Below are 15136 nucleotides of genomic sequence, written 5' to 3'. Positions count from 1 at the left end.
GGGATATATTATGACAAATGAAGTGGAATTAGTTCATAAGATTGCAGATAATATAGAAAAAGTTATTTTGGGAAAGAGACTTGAAGTATACAATATATTAAAAGGAATATTAGCTAATGGTCATATTTTAATTGAAGATGTTCCAGGGGTAGGAAAAACCACACTCATAAAAGCCTTAGCAAAGTCATTAAGTTTATCATACAGTAGAATTCAATTTACACCGGATCTTTTACCTTCAGATATTATTGGGGTATCTATATATAACCAAAAGACCATGGAGTTTGAATATAAAAAGGGACCTATTTATTCTAGTATAGTACTGGCGGATGAGATAAATCGAACATCGCCTAAAACACAGTCTGCACTGCTTGAGGCAATGGAGGAAAAACAAATTTCAGAAGGTGGAATTACATATAAGCTAAAAGAACCATTCCTAGTTTTAGCCACTGAAAATCCTATAGAGTATGAAGGTACTTTTTCATTACCAGAGGCACAATTAGATAGATTTATGATTAAAGTAAGTATAGGTTACCCTCACTCAGATGCTGAAGAGGATATATTAGATCTATATAGGCAAAGTAATCCTATTGAAGAATTAGAACCAGTAGCCACAGATGATGATATCATATATTTACAGAAAAAAGTTAGAGAAATTCATGTGGAAAAAGAATTAAATGAATATATAGTTAAAATAGTTAATGCCACTCGGCATAATACTTTTATACTTTTAGGAGGAAGCATAAGAGCATCCTTAGCGCTGCAACGAGTTGCACAAGCAACTGCGCTTATTAATGGGCGAGATTATATTATACCTGAGGATATAAAAGAAAATGTAATGATTGTGTTAAGCCATAGAATAACCTTGACCTCATCAGCTAGAGCTAATAATTATAGCAGGTCGCAGGTGATTTTAGATATTTTAAGAACCATTCAAGTTCCTAAGGTTAAATAGCATGATTAGGGTAGATAAAAAAATAGTATTTCTAAGCATTGTAGCTTTTATTTTCGCTTTTATATCAGGAGGTAATTTACCATATTCCATATTTTATGTATTTTTAGTGAGCATAGTTTTGGGGATAATTTATATGAGTATGGCTAAGAAAAGTTTATATGCAAAATTTAGATGTGACAGCAAAATATATAATGTTGGAGACATCGCTAATGTAACAATTATAGTAGAAAATTTAGGGGTAATTCCCACACCATGTGTTCATGTTGAAAGCAGAGTTTTATCCTCACTAATACAAGGATACCAAGGGGATTTGATTTATGTAGGCGGGGACAAGGGTATATGGATTAATAATAATATCACTTTTACTAAAAGGGGAGTTTATGATTTTGGAGATATATCTCTTAAGGTAAATGACTTACTTTTGATATTTAAATCAGTAATAAATATCCACAATGAACTTAATATTAAGGTATATCCTAAGGTATATGATTTGGGAAATATAAATTTAAGCGGACGGAATAGTTATGAAAATCTTATTAATGGAAAAAATGGAATTGATGATTTTACATTAATTAAAGATATAAGAAAGTATAATACAGGAGATAATCTTAAAAAAGTACATTGGAAATTAAGTGCTAAGCATGGAGAACTATATGTGAAGAATTTTGATTCGGTTTCGGGTAAGGAATGTAATTTGTTTGTAAATATGCATACCGATAATTTAGATAATGATTTATTTGAGATTATTGAGGAAGATATGGTAGATTTTTTAGTGTCCCTAGCAAAATATATGATGATTAATAAAATCAGAACTAAGTTATTTATACATGCAAAAGAGCAAAAAAATATAGAAATGGAGTCTATAGAAGATTTTCAAGGATTAATGGAATACTTCTTAAAAGCTAAAAGTGATGGCACTCTAGAATTTACTAGTTTTGTAAAATCAAATCTACAACATGTACCTAAAAGAAATTGGATAGGATTTGTAAGTATAGCTGTTGATGATAGTTTAAGAAATATGCTTATGAATTTAAAAGGAATGGGATATAGAGTTAATGTATTTTACTACGCAAATATTTTAAACAATTTTAAAAATACAAATACTTTCAAAAACATTGATCTTCTTAAAAATGTTGGAATAGATTGCATTAATTTTAAGCAAATCATAGAGAAGGTGAAGCAATGAAGTGGATAAAGGAAAGACTCATATACATAGTTCTGATATTTATAAACTTTAACTTTATTTTAAGACTTCTAGAAAAAGGTATCTATATTAAAAATTTTAATTATGGATTTACGAGTTTGCTATTCATAATGGGCTTTTTAATTTATTGGTTTTATCAGTGTGTGCTCAGAAAATCAAGTTATAAGATTTTGTTTACATTATTTATATTTAGTATAGGTGGTGTTTATTATCTAATTAGAGCTTATGCTATAAAAGGCATGTTGAATGATTATTTTTCGGGGAATATTATCACTTTAAACGATCTTATATATGAGGGGTCTACTACTTATTTTTATCAATATAAGATTATACTTATCCTATTGATTCCACTAATTACTGTACTGATTTTATGGGTGACTTTTAGATTTATGAAGAAATTTATATTAATAGTAACTCTTGTGGCAGTTATTACATTATGGTTTTCTAGTAGCTATCTTGTAGTTAAACATCATTTGTTTATATATATTTTTATTTCCTCATTGACTTTTATTATTATGAGTCATATTAAAAGAATTCAGCAGTATAAGGATGAAGGCGTAAAAGTATCTTTAAAATTCAGCTATATTTTAGTTTATGGAGTTATAGTATCATTGATGATTTCTAAAATAGCCACTATATTACCACAAGAGTATAATGGAAAAGAATTAACTTACTTTGGTAATTTTTTCGAGAATAAATTTGCCTCTGATGCTGCCGGGACTTCCTCGGCAAATAATGACAGATATAGTTTGTCTAGCTCTGGTTACAATAATAATGAAAAAAGATTAGGTGGACCTATTTCGCTGGATTACCAAGAAGTTTTTAAGGCTAAAAGTGATAAGCCTTATTATTTAAAGGGTAATGTTATGGATCTATATGATGGATATAAATGGGGCAAAGCTAACGGAAATTATTATAAAAAATTGTTCGGTGGAGATATGAAATTTGTCAGTTATGGTAGCAGTGCAATAGGTAAGAAAAATTCATTAACTATATATCCAGACAAAAAATTTAAAACCAATACAATATTTGTACCTAACTACGCTTTTAATTTTACAGCTGTGGGGGAGGCCATGTATTATGATAAGGCAGCTACAGCACTAAGTGGAGAAGTTGTTAAAGAGGCTTATTCTGTAGACTTTTATGGATATAGTGATGTGATTGATACTATTGAAGATGTAAGAGCTTCCTATACAAAAATTTTAGGAAGAGTTGATTATGCATCGGGTAATAAATATTTTTTGCCTATGGATTATTTGATACAACCTAAACCAAAGGATGTAAATATATTTATTAATAAAGATACTCTTATTGAAGATAAATTTTCTTATAGATATAGTGAGGATTTTAAAGTAGTAAAAAACTATGGTAAATATCTCCAGGTGCCAGAAAATATTTCTAAAAGGACTTACGATTTAGTCAAGGATATTACAAAGGATGCGCATTCTAGTATAGATAAGGTCTTACAAATTAAAAATTATTTAACAAAAAATTATGTGTATGATTTACAGGTTTCAGTAATACCTGAGAATAGTGAATTTGTTGATTATTTTTTATTCAAGGAGAAAAAAGGGTACTGTACTTATTTTAATACGGCAATGACTGTGATGTGCAGGATGGCAGGAGTTCCTTCAAGATATGTAGAAGGATTCAAAACACCTGATAAAAAAGATGTTAGCGGATTATATAGTGTTTCTAATTCTGACGCTCATGCTTGGTGTGAAGTACTACTTGGAGCTTCAGAATATTCAAATATGTGGACAATAGCAGATGCATCCCCTACTGCCTCAGAAGACATGCAAAGGAAATTAAAGGCGCTTGAAGAAGAACAAAAAAGTACTGTTAATAGTGGTAATGTGGGTATAAATAATATTCGTAAGCCCAAAAAAATTATTGAGGATATTGATCCAGCACAAGGAGCTTCCGAAAGTAAGGTAGGGGCAATATCGGATTTTCAACTTAAGGCAATGAATATATTAGCTTCAGTTATATTATTTATTCTAATGAGAATTATAAAAGTTTTAAAAAGGCGCAGTAAGCTATTAAGATCTAAAAAAGTTGCACCACTTTATAATTATTATATCTATAGACTAGGTGCAATAAGGATAGATAAACCAGAGGATCAAGGCGATTTAGAGTTTGCAAAAAAAATAGTAAATTTGGAGCTTAAAAAAAGAATGGTAATTTTAGTTGGAGGATCATATGCAGAGTTCTATGGCAGACAATCAGCCGTGGGAGTAAATAATAAAGAATACTACAAGTTTTTGGAGGGATATTTAAAGGAATATGAAGGAAGATTCAAATATTTATTGAATAAGTACTTAGGTACATCTAAATAACAGGCTAGTAGCCTAGTTAATATTATACTAGGCTACTCTAAAATGACCTAGTCTATTTTCTATAACTTAAGATAAATTCAACAAAACACATTAAGAAGGAAGGTAAAAATATGGACTATAAATTAATATGCATTGATATGGACGGTACATTGTTAAATGATGAAAAAATCATTAGCGCTAATAATCTTAGAGCTATAAAATTGGCAAGTGAAAAGGGTGTTAGAATTGCAGTTTGTACAGGGAGAATTTTTACTTCAGCAGAATTTTTCTCGGAACTTTTGGGAGTTAAGTCTCCAGTAATAGCATCAAATGGAGCTTATATTAGAGAGAAGGATAGGGAGGAAGTAGTTTACAAGTCAACACTCGGGGTGGAAAAATGCAAGAAACTTCTAGCGGTATTTAGACAGTACAATCTATATCCACACTATTATACTAGCAATATAGTTTTTACAGAGAAATTAATATATTCTTCATCATTTTATGTGGAAGTTAATAAAACATTGCCTAAGGATAAGCAGGTTGAAATAGTACTTGTTGAGGATTGGAATGAGATATTTGAGAAATATGAGGGTGAAATTTTTAAAGGCATAGCTGTAGATGAGGATTTAGAAAAATTGCAGAGTGCAAAAAACATCTTAAGAGATATGGAAGATTTTGAGGTGGTAAGTTCTAGGTTTGATAATTTTGAAGTAATGAATAAGGGAGTATCAAAAGGAAATGCGGTTAAAATTCTAGCAGATTATTATGGGATAAATAGTGACCAGGTTATTTGTATAGGAGATAGTGAAAATGATTTATCTATGATCAAATTTGCTGGACTTGGGGTTGCCATGGAAAATGGAAGCCAGGTGGTGAAAGAGGCGGCAGAGTATATTACTGATGGCAATAATTGTGATGGTGTAGCAAAGGTTATTGAGAAATTTGTGCTAGAGGTATAACAGTTTTTTCTTAGATTATGCTATAACGAAAAGTATATATTGCTGGAATGCTTTCATTTCGCCGAGTAATTCTACAATTTATTTTATCTGCAGCTGCTAAAAAATTCAAACTCGCTTCGCTCAAACATGAATTTTTCTTTACGCATCTGCAAATAAAATAAATTGTGAATTACTAAGGCTTATTCAAATGCATTCTGCGCAATATATACTTTTGTTAGCATAATCCAAGAAAAAACACCTAATTTTCGAAATGATTATCAGGAATTTAAATCGTCCTGGCAGGCTTACGAGAATTTTATATTCGCAAAACAAGAATTTCTAAATCGAATTTCAACGGCTTCTTCGCCTCGTATTGCAAGTCACTCTGGTGAAAAGCCACATTCCTAACGTGGAAGATTAACTGTAATAGGCTCAAGAAGAAAATATTAACATTAAGTCCCATTATTAAGTAAATAATGGGACGATTTTTATGATAAAGGGCCATATTATGGTACAATATATAATATCAAATGATAAAAGACGCTACAGCAGCTAACAAAATGTTCAAGTTCGTTTTGCATGAAAACATTGAAATGGAACCCAATAGTATATATAGGGTACAAAGGAGTATGACATTATGAATAAAATGGTTTTAAACTCAATTAGAAATGATTATAACAAGGATGCGGATAAGAAAAGAGATTTTGAGAAGATTTCAAATTTTTTTAAAGTGAGTGAAAAAAATGAATACACTTTAGATAATCAGACATGGGACGATTTAGATATGGATAAGGTGTATGAAAAATTGGATAGAGCCTATAGTAGCCCTGGAGAAGCAGCACTATACTCAATGCTTAGAAATCCTTTAATGGAGGAAGAAAAGTTAAAAGAAAGAGGAAGATTAATTGATTTATTTAAAGAAAATATTAAATTAAAGGAAAGTCTTCAGTGCATTTTCTTTAATTTGAATAGTGATTTTAAAAATTATTTTTTAGATATGATAGAGAATAATCTTATTATAAATAAAACTAAATATTATATGTATACTTTGTTAGGTAAAATAGTACCACTAATAATTATTCTTCTTTCAATATTTGTGAATGTAAAATATATGGTAGTGCTACTTGGCTTAAGCTCTATTAATATGCTTATAAACAATGTGGAAGTAAGGGCTATTAAGTCTAATGGAATATTCTATTTAAGAAAAACTATTGTTGCAGCTAAAAAAATTGCAAGTGTCAATAATAAAGATATTATTTATTACACAGACAAGATAAAAGGATTACTTAAATCTGTAAAGGATATAGACAGAGGCACAAGATTAATAGGGTTTGTAAATATGTGGGGGGGATTCTTTGAATTTCTTTCTGTAATTTTTCTTCTGGAAGAAACTGCTTATTATTCTATATCTAAAAAGATAAAGGAAGAAAAACAAACACTATTGGATCTTTACTATATAGTTGGAGAACTAGAAGCGCTAATTTCTATTTCAGGTTATAAACATAATTTAAATCAGCAGTTTGTAAAACCGATGTTTATAAAGGCGGTTACATTAAATATAGTGGAAGGAGTTCATCCTCTTATAGATAATGCTGTTGCAAACTCAATTAACATAGAAAGTGGAGGTATCGTACTTACAGGTACAAACATGGCTGGTAAATCTACTTTTTTAAGAATGCTGGGAGTAAATATGATTTTGGCTCAAAGCTTTTATTTTGTTTTAGCTAAAAAATATCAGGCACCTTTTTTCAATATAGTTTCATCAATTAGCCCTAACGACGATTTAACAAAGGGAAAAAGTTTCTTTATGGCAGAAGTAGAATCAATTCACAGAATAATTAAAGCACTAGAAAAAGATGTACCTGTATTCTGCCCTATAGATGAAATATTTAGGGGTACAAACCCCATAGAGAGAATTTCTATGTCAGCAGAAATATTAACATATATAAATCGCGGAAAAAGTATTTCCATTGTAGCTACACATGATAGAGAACTGGTGGACATTTTAAAAGAAAATTATGCGTTTTACTACTTTAGTGAGAAGGTTGATACTAATAAAGGGTTAAGCTTTGATTATAAGATAAAAAAAGGAATTTCTCAAACGAGAAATGCCATCAGACTTTTAGAATACATGAGTTATCCAAAGGAAATAACAGATAAGGCATATAAAAGAGCTGAGATAATTGAAAAACTATTGTAGTTTTGGAAATATGGAGGCTAACGGTGGCCTACATCTTTACTATTATTTAAATTTAGGGTAATATAGTCTATATGTTTATTCCATTGGAACAATAATTAACACAGTTTGAACTGCTACAAGGTCAAGGAGGAAAAATTTATGAATGTAAATATAGTTTTATTTCAACCAGAAATTCCACAGAATACTGGTAATATTGGAAGAACTTGCGTGCTTACTGACTGCAAGCTTCATCTTATAAAACCCTTAGGATTTAGTTTAGAGGAGAAACAACTGAGGAGGGCAGGCTTAGATTACTGGCCTTTTCTAGAACTTGAGATACATGATTCATATGAGGCACTTAGAGAAAAATATAAGGATGCAACCTTCTACTATTCTACGACAAAGGCTTCAAAATTATATTCAGAAGTAGAATATAAAAAAGGAGATTTTATAATATTTGGACGTGAATCTTCAGGACTTCCAGATAATGTTCGAGATAGTGACCCTGAAAGATGTATAAGAGTACCCATGATAAATACTACAACCAGGTCCCTTAATCTTTCCAATACTGTTGCGATTACAACATACGAAGCTCTTAGGCAAATAGGGTTTCCAGAGATGAAATAAGAAAACTTAAAGAATAGACTAGTATATTGACTAGTTATTTTTAAAGATGAGTATAGTAATTAATAATTGTTATACCCCCCCATAGGTAAGCAAGGAGGAGTAAAATGGAAAAGATTAAAATAATAACAGATAGCACCTGCGATTTAAATAAAGCTGTTATTGATAAGTATAATATAGAAGTTTTACCACTACTGGTGAACATAGAAAATAAAACTTATATGGATGGCATAGATATTTCATTGCAAGAATATTTATATAAGATGAAGAATTCTAAAGAGTTTCCTACTACAACTCAGGTAAATCCACACAGATTTTATGAATGCTATAAAAAATATTTAGATGAAGGATATAAGATAGTTTCTATTCATATGTCTTCAAAAATGAGCGGAACTTATCAATCTTCTTGTATGGCTAAAAGCATGCTAGAAACAGATGACATTATTACAATTGATAGTTATAATGTTACCTCAGGTCTTGGACTTTTAGTTTTAAAAGCCTGTAAATTAAAAGAAGATGGATGTAGTATTTTTGAAATTGAAGAAAAAGTTAAAGAAGCTATACCTCATATAAAAAGTGCACTTGCTTTTGACTCCTTGGATAATTTAGTTAAAGGTGGAAGGTTGTCTAAAACCGTTGGAGCTATAGGAGGACTTTTGGATATAAAATTGATTTTATCTGTAAAAAATGGTGAAATGGCAGTAATAGATAAAGCTCGTGGAAGAAATAAAGCAATAAAAACCATTTTAAAGAAAATGGATGAAAGTGGAATTAAAAGCGGAGAAACTAGTATACTATTACAAGCCAGTGATAAAGGTATTCTAGAGAGTTTAAGAGAGCATATGAGTAAGCGAGAAATGGACTTTATAGAGTGTGAGGTTGGTTGTGTTGTTGGAACACATGCTGGCGAAGGTGCTTGTGGTGTGTTTTACGTTGAAGATTATTAAAGTACATTCAATCATCGCACTCGTAGCTGTTCATCTTCGGCGAAGCTGCAATATAATACTATAATTATAATATAATTATAGTATTATATAATTTCTTTTCTGTAAAGATATTTAATGTGATTCGTAAATGATAAAAAAATAACAAACTATTTGATATATAAATCACAGCTATAGAAAACTTGAATAGGTAATATTCTAAATATTATGGTTACTGTGAAAAAAATAGTGTATAATGTAAATATATGATAGATTAATAGTTGATAACTGATAAATAAAATACAAATAAAATTTAATATTGGAATGGATGATATTTTAGGGAGATGATCTTAAATTATCCCAGGGCAAATCTTTGTAAATGTAAAAGAAAAGATTTAACCCTTTTAAGATAGCCGAAGGAGTAAGTTTTGCAGCCTATGCAACATGAATCTCTCAGGCAAAAGTACCAAAAATGGACATACCTCTGGAAAGCGAATAGCACCGACGGAGTAAACCTCTCAGGTAAAAAGACAGAGTATAAAGGCACAAGGGGCTTTTATATCTGTCTTTTTTGTTGTGCTAAAATGTGTTTTAAATAGGAGGAATTAATTGATAGAACCATTAATTATTGTTACAAATAATCCAATGTCAGTAAAACAATTTGAAAGTAAATATAAGGTAGTTTTTATTGAAGGAACTATGATGGATATTCTTAAAAAAGTTAGAGATAATATCCATGTAGGTCATAAATTATTAACACACCCTTTAATGAGTAGTATAAAGCCTAATGAAACACCTTATAGAACCATTTGTATATCCAAAGAGAAATTAAGTGAAGTTGACTTGCAATCGTTATCTATAATAGAAGAAAGCATTATGACCACGGAAAAATTCTTAAATGATTTTAAAACACCCCAGTGGAATGAAAAAATATTGCTGGATTTTCAACTTATAGATTCTGATTTAATAAATCATGCAATAAATTAGACATATTAAAAAATAGAGTAATGAAAAAAATTAGGAGGCGCGAGCTATGGAACATATTTATGATACTATAATTATTGGTGGAGGTCCTGCGGGATTATCTGCTGGGCTTTATGCATCAAGATCAAGAATGGATACTTTAATAATAGAAAGAGCAAAGTTTGGTGGACAGGCGACTACTACAGATGAATTAGATAATTACCCAGGTTCCATTGAAGAATGTACAGGAACATCATTAAGTAAAAGAATGAAATTTCAAGCAGAAGAATTTGGAACAAAATTTGTTAAAGAAGAAGTTGTTGAAGTTCAACTTGAAGGAGATATTAAAGTAATTAAATGTAAGAAAGAAACTTATAAAGCTAAAACGATCATAATTGCTACAGGAGCTTACCCAAGACTTGGTGGATTTAAAAATGAAATAGAATTAAGAGGAAAAGGCGTTTCTTATTGTGCAACTTGCGATGCTGACTTCTTTACTGATTTAGACATTGCAGTACTTGGAGGCGGAGATTCAGCTTTGTCTGAAGCCATATACTTAGCTAAATTTGGCGAAAGTGTTACAGTAATACACAGAAGAGATGAGCTTCGAGCTGCTAAGTCACTTCAAGAAAAGGCTTTTAAAAATCCGAAAATTAAATTTATATGGGATACAGTAGCACAGGAAGCTAAGGGAGAAGAAATTTTAGAGGGTCTAGTTTTGAAAAATGTTAAAACTGGAGAACTTAGTGATTTAAAAGTAGATGGTTGTTTTGTATTTGTAGGATATCTTCCGATTTCTGAATTGTTTAAAGGTATGATTACTATGAACGATAGAGGCGATGTTATTACTGATGAGGAAATGAGAACAAATATACCTGGAGTATATGCAGCAGGGGACATAAGAGAAAAATTACTAAGACAAGTAATTACAGCTGCAGCAGATGGTGCAATAGCAGCTACTCATGCTGAACATTACATTGAAGACAAATTTAACTAGCTTGTATTAAAAGATAAACCTTTTAAATAAAAGGCATTATCCTTTTAAATATATATAGAACAATTTATTTCATTATAAATGAATGAAATAACAATAATTAAAATTTTAGGAGGTAATTAACAATGGTAGAATTAAATAAAGAAAATTTTGAAGCAGAAGTATTGCAATCAGAAAAACCAGTATTTGTAGATTTTTGGGGAGATAAATGTGAAATCTGTATAGAACTTATGCCAGGAGTTCATGCCCTAGAAGGAAAATATTCAGATAAAATTAAATTCGCTTCTTTAAACATTGGTGGAGCAAGAAGAACAGCTATAGCTCAAAGAGTTTTAGGACTTCCAACAATGATTTTATATAAGGGTGGAGAAAAAGTAGCTACAATAACACCAGACAAAATTTCTTCATTAGACGATGTAGAAAACTTTATAAAAGATTACTATAACACATTATAATTTGGTACTAAAGCTTATAGTAAAAGGCTATAAGCTATTAGATATATGCTCATATATCATAGGAGGTGAATGTTTTGCGTCTAGAAATTGGAAATATATTTATTAAAGATGTACAGTTTGGGCCAGAAACAAAGGTTCAGGGTGGAGTTCTTTATGTGAATCAAGAGGAATTATTAAAAGAGGTTGCTGGAGACGAAAGATTGGAATCAATTAATTTTGATATAGCAAGACCAGGTGAAGAAGTTAGAATAATTCCTGTAAAAGACGTTATAGAGCCAAGAGTTAAAGTTAATGGGGGTGGTGGAATATTCCCAGGATTTATTAGCAAGGTTGATACAGTAGGTTCAGGAAGGACTCACGTTCTTAAGGGAGCTGCCGTTATAACTACTGGTAAAATCGTTGGATTCCAAGAAGGAATAGTTGATATGTGCGGAGAGGGAGCTAAATACACACCTTTCTCAAAAACAAACAACTTAGTAATTACTTGTGAGCCAAAAGAGGGAATACTTCAACATGATCATGAAGAAGCTGTAAGAATGGTAGGTTTTAAAGCTGCTGTTTATCTTGGACGAGCTGGAAAAAATATTGAACCAGATGAAATAAAAACATTTGAAACATTACCACTTTTAGAACAGGTTAAACAATACCCTGATCTACCAAAAGTAGTATATGTGTACATGCTTCAAACACAAGGATTATTACATGATACTTATGTTTATGGAGTAGATGCTAAAAAAATAATACCTACTTTTATTTACCCAACAGAAATATTTGATGGAGCTGTCGTTAGTGGTAACTGTGTTTCCGCTTGTGACAAAAACCCAAGTTACGTGCATATGAATCATCCAATAATTGAAGATTTATATGAGAGACATGGCAAGGATATCAACTTTATGGGATGTATAATAACAAATGAAAATGTATATTTAGCAGATAAAGAAAGATCTTCAAATATGGTTGCAAAATTAGTTGAATTTATGGGAGCAGATGCTGCTATAATCTCAGAAGAAGGTTTTGGTAATCCAGATGCTGACCTTGTCATGAACTGTAATAAGATAACTGCAAAAGGAGTTAAAACTGTACTTTTAACTGATGAATATGCAGGACAAGATGGAAGTTCTCAATCTCTTGCTGACTCAACACCACATGGTGATGCAGTTGTAACTGGTGGAAATGCTAATGAAGTAATTACTCTACCTCCAATGAAAAAAATCATTGGACATCTTGAAGCTGCTGATATAATAGCTGGTGGACACATGGGAAGTTTGGGAGAAGATGGTTCTATTTATGCTGAAATTCAAGTTATAACAGGTGCAACTAGCGAAGTAGGATTTAACTATTTAACAGCTAAAGGATACTAATACTATTACAGATGAATTTTATTTATAAGAAATTTTAATGCAACTATGTATAGACAGAATTAAATGAAATAATGAAAAATATAAACAAGAAAGGAAGATGAAAATGTTAAAAGGGAAAAAAGTTATCGCTATTGGTGATAGAGATGGAATACCAGGACCAGCTATAGAGGCTTGTGTAACATCTGCTGGAGCTGAGGTAGTATTTGCATCAACAGAATGCTTTGTCTGAACAGCCGCAGGAGCTATGGATCTGGAGATCCAACAAAGAGTAAAAGACCTTACTGAAAAGTATGGTGCTGAAAATATGGTAGTAATTATTGGAGGAGCAGAAGCTGAAGCATCAGGACTTTCAGCAGAAACAGTGGCAGCTGGAGACCCAACATATGCTGGCCCACTAGCTGGAATTGCACTAGGACTTGCAGTATACCACATAGTTGAACCAGAAATTAAAGACCAATGTGATGAGGCAGTTTATGAAGAGCAATGTGGAATGATGGAAATGGTTTTAGAAGTAGATGAAATAATTGGAGAAGTAAAACCAATTAGAGAAGAATTCTCTAAATATACTGTTTAATAGGTTAAACCTATAAAGTTAAACTAAAAATATACACTAGTATAAGTACTATAAGATTGCCAATTGTGTGGTAGCTTTGATTAATATAGCTAAGATAAAATTGTCAATTCCCGTTAGAAAGGGGGAGAAATACTTGTTAAAAATTGTACATTATCTAAACCAATTTTACGCTGGAATAGGCGGAGAAGAAAAAGCAAATATTAAACCAGAGGTTAGAGAAGGTTTTGTAGGACCAGGTATGGGACTTAATGGTTTATTAACTAAAGGTGACGCAGAAATAGTTGCTACTATAATTTGTGGTGACTCATATTTTGCTGAAAACATGGAAGAAGCTCAAGCTGAAATAATCGAAATGGTGAAAAAATATAATCCTGATTTATTTATAGCAGGTCCAGCTTTTAATGCAGGAAGATATGGTATTGCTTGTGGTGCTATAGCCACAGAAGTAAAAGAAAAATTAAATATACCAGTTATGTCTGGAATGTATGTAGAAAATCCAGGTGCTGATATGTATAAAAAACAATTGTACCTAGTTTCAACTAGAAACAGTGCAGTTGGCATGAGAGATGCATTACCTAAAATGGCATCACTAGCGTTAAAACTCGCTAAAGGTGAAGAAATAGGAACTCCTGCTGAAGAAAATTATATCGAAAGAGGTATAAGAAAGAACTATTTCGCCAAAGAGAGAGGTTCTAAAAGAGCAGTTGATATGCTTGTTAAGAAGTTAAAGGGAGAAGAATTTGTAACAGAATTCAAAATGCCTACTTTCGATAGAGTTGAACCAAATGCTCCTGTAATCGATATAACTAAAGCTAAAATAGCGATAGTTACCTCTGGTGGTATTGTTCCAAAAGGAAACCCTGATCATATAGAATCTTCAAGTGCATCTAAAATATGCAAATATGACATAGAAGGAATAAATGATTTAACGTCTGTTACTCATGAAACAGCACATGGTGGACATGATCCAGTATATGCTAATGAAGATCCAGATAGAGTTATTCCAGTAGATGTATTAAGAGTCTTAGAAAAAGAAGGCAAAATAGGCTCATTACACAGATATTTCTATTCAACAGTAGGTAATGGTACAGCGGTTGCATCATCTAAGAAATTTGGTGAAGATACTGCTAGAGAATTAATTGCTGACGGAGTAGATGCAGTTATATTAACCTCTACATGAGGAACTTGTACGCGTTGCGGTGCAACGTTAGTTAAAGAAATAGAAAGGGCTGGACTCCCTGTAGTTCATATGTGTACTATTACTCCAGTTTCAGTAACTGTTGGTGCTAATAGAATTATACCTACAATTGCTATTCCTCACCCACTTGGAAACCCTGCATTAAGCATGGAAGATGAGTTTAAATTAAGAAGACACTTAGTAGAAAAAGCATTAGAGGCTCTACAGACTCCTGTAGATGGTCAAAAGGTATTTGAAGTCTAATTTTACCTTGCAATTAATAAATGAATTAGGGGACTTATAAGTTCCCTAATTATTTATGTGATTTATAGTGTATAAGATACATTTATACAATGCACAATGCACAATGCACAATGTACAATTTAGTTTAATTCTATAAAAGTAACCATATGAATTTTGGTTAGAAAAGTTTATATTGTGGATTGTGCATTAAAATTTTTAAAGTTAAATTAA

13 protein-coding genes and 1 riboswitch are annotated in these 15136 nt (G+C 31.3%); all 13 genes read left to right on the top strand.

The annotated features are described in order from the left end of the window. The first annotated feature begins 10 nt into the window (after nt 1–10). The 13 genes from G9F72_RS22350 (at nt 11) to grdB (ending at nt 14926) form a co-directional block, all read left to right on the top strand. Nucleotides 11–952, top strand: a complete 942-nt coding sequence (locus G9F72_RS22350) for an AAA family ATPase (RefSeq protein ID WP_164959032.1) — start codon at nt 11–13, stop codon at nt 950–952. 133 nt (nt 953–1085) lie between these two features. Then, nucleotides 1086–2138: a DUF58 domain-containing protein gene (locus G9F72_RS22345; protein ID WP_164959031.1), complete on the top strand. Its 1053-nt coding sequence runs from the start codon at nt 1086–1088 to the stop codon at nt 2136–2138. Beyond that, nucleotides 2135–4495, top strand: a complete 2361-nt coding sequence (locus G9F72_RS22340) for a transglutaminase-like domain-containing protein (RefSeq protein WP_164959030.1) — start codon at nt 2135–2137, stop codon at nt 4493–4495. The genes G9F72_RS22345 and G9F72_RS22340 overlap by 4 nt, the downstream gene beginning before the upstream one ends. A gap of 110 nt (nt 4496–4605) precedes the next feature. Next, nucleotides 4606–5433 carry a Cof-type HAD-IIB family hydrolase gene (locus G9F72_RS22335; RefSeq protein ID WP_164959029.1) on the top strand — a complete coding sequence of 276 codons (828 nt, stop codon included), beginning with the start codon at nt 4606–4608 and terminating at the stop codon, nt 5431–5433. 616 nt (nt 5434–6049) lie between these two features. After that, nucleotides 6050–7612, top strand: coding sequence for a MutS-related protein (locus G9F72_RS22330; RefSeq protein WP_164959028.1), 1563 nt, complete (start codon nt 6050–6052; stop codon nt 7610–7612). A gap of 138 nt (nt 7613–7750) precedes the next feature. Then, the gene (locus G9F72_RS22325) at nt 7751–8218 is read left to right on the top strand and encodes a tRNA (cytidine(34)-2'-O)-methyltransferase (protein ID WP_164959027.1); all 468 of its coding nucleotides are present in this window, start codon (nt 7751–7753) and stop codon (nt 8216–8218) included. A gap of 104 nt (nt 8219–8322) precedes the next feature. Continuing rightward, nucleotides 8323–9162: a DegV family protein gene (locus G9F72_RS22320; RefSeq protein ID WP_164959026.1), complete on the top strand. Its 840-nt coding sequence runs from the start codon at nt 8323–8325 to the stop codon at nt 9160–9162. Between the two features lie 304 nt (nt 9163–9466). Next, a riboswitch (glycine riboswitch) is annotated at nt 9467–9617 on the top strand. Nucleotides 9618–9747: 130 nt separating this feature from the next. Further along, nucleotides 9748–10125, top strand: coding sequence for a GrdX family protein (locus tag G9F72_RS22315; protein WP_187356098.1), 378 nt, complete (start codon nt 9748–9750; stop codon nt 10123–10125). A gap of 46 nt (nt 10126–10171) precedes the next feature. Further along, nucleotides 10172–11098 (top strand): thioredoxin-disulfide reductase, encoded by a 927-nt coding sequence (gene trxB, locus G9F72_RS22310; RefSeq protein WP_164959025.1) that lies wholly within the window; start codon nt 10172–10174, stop codon nt 11096–11098. A 122-nt stretch (nt 11099–11220) separates the two neighbouring features. Then, on the top strand, nt 11221–11550 hold the full coding sequence (locus G9F72_RS22305) for a thioredoxin family protein (protein ID WP_164959024.1): 330 nt from the start codon (nt 11221–11223) through the stop codon (nt 11548–11550). 74 nt (nt 11551–11624) lie between these two features. Then, nucleotides 11625–12911, top strand: a complete 1287-nt coding sequence (locus G9F72_RS22300; protein ID WP_164959023.1) for a glycine/sarcosine/betaine reductase component B subunit — start codon at nt 11625–11627, stop codon at nt 12909–12911. A gap of 97 nt (nt 12912–13008) precedes the next feature. Continuing rightward, complete coding sequence (gene grdA / locus G9F72_RS22295) at nt 13009–13485, top strand: glycine/sarcosine/betaine reductase complex selenoprotein A (RefSeq protein ID WP_164959022.1); 477 nt, start codon at nt 13009–13011, stop codon at nt 13483–13485. A 133-nt stretch (nt 13486–13618) separates the two neighbouring features. Continuing rightward, entirely contained in the window at nt 13619–14926 is a 1308-nt protein-coding gene (gene grdB / locus G9F72_RS22290) for a glycine reductase complex selenoprotein B (protein WP_164959021.1), read from the top strand. Nucleotides 14927–15136: the final 210 nt, after the last annotated feature.

The organism is Clostridium estertheticum (assembly GCF_011065935.2).
Classification (GTDB): domain Bacteria; phylum Bacillota; class Clostridia; order Clostridiales; family Clostridiaceae; genus Clostridium_AD; species Clostridium_AD estertheticum_A.
The sequence above is the reverse complement of the archived record's forward strand: the minus strand, read 5'-3'. Positions and strand labels throughout refer to the sequence as shown.

Bases quoted from the DNA above. Each gene is read 5' to 3' on its own strand.
- G9F72_RS22325 (WP_164959027.1), top strand. From the start codon at position 7,751: ATGAATGTAAATATAGTTTTATTTCAACCAGAAATTCCACAGAATACT.
- G9F72_RS22305 (WP_164959024.1), top strand. From the start codon at position 11,221: ATGGTAGAATTAAATAAAGAAAATTTTGAAGCAGAAGTATTGCAATCA.
- trxB (WP_164959025.1), top strand. From the start codon at position 10,172: ATGGAACATATTTATGATACTATAATTATTGGTGGAGGTCCTGCGGGA.
- G9F72_RS22350 (WP_164959032.1), top strand. From the start codon at position 11: ATGACAAATGAAGTGGAATTAGTTCATAAGATTGCAGATAATATAGAA.
- G9F72_RS22335 (WP_164959029.1), top strand. From the start codon at position 4,606: ATGGACTATAAATTAATATGCATTGATATGGACGGTACATTGTTAAAT.
- G9F72_RS22345 (WP_164959031.1), top strand. From the start codon at position 1,086: ATGAGTATGGCTAAGAAAAGTTTATATGCAAAATTTAGATGTGACAGC.
- G9F72_RS22330 (WP_164959028.1), top strand. From the start codon at position 6,050: ATGAATAAAATGGTTTTAAACTCAATTAGAAATGATTATAACAAGGAT.
- G9F72_RS22320 (WP_164959026.1), top strand. From the start codon at position 8,323: ATGGAAAAGATTAAAATAATAACAGATAGCACCTGCGATTTAAATAAA.
- G9F72_RS22340 (WP_164959030.1), top strand. From the start codon at position 2,135: ATGAAGTGGATAAAGGAAAGACTCATATACATAGTTCTGATATTTATA.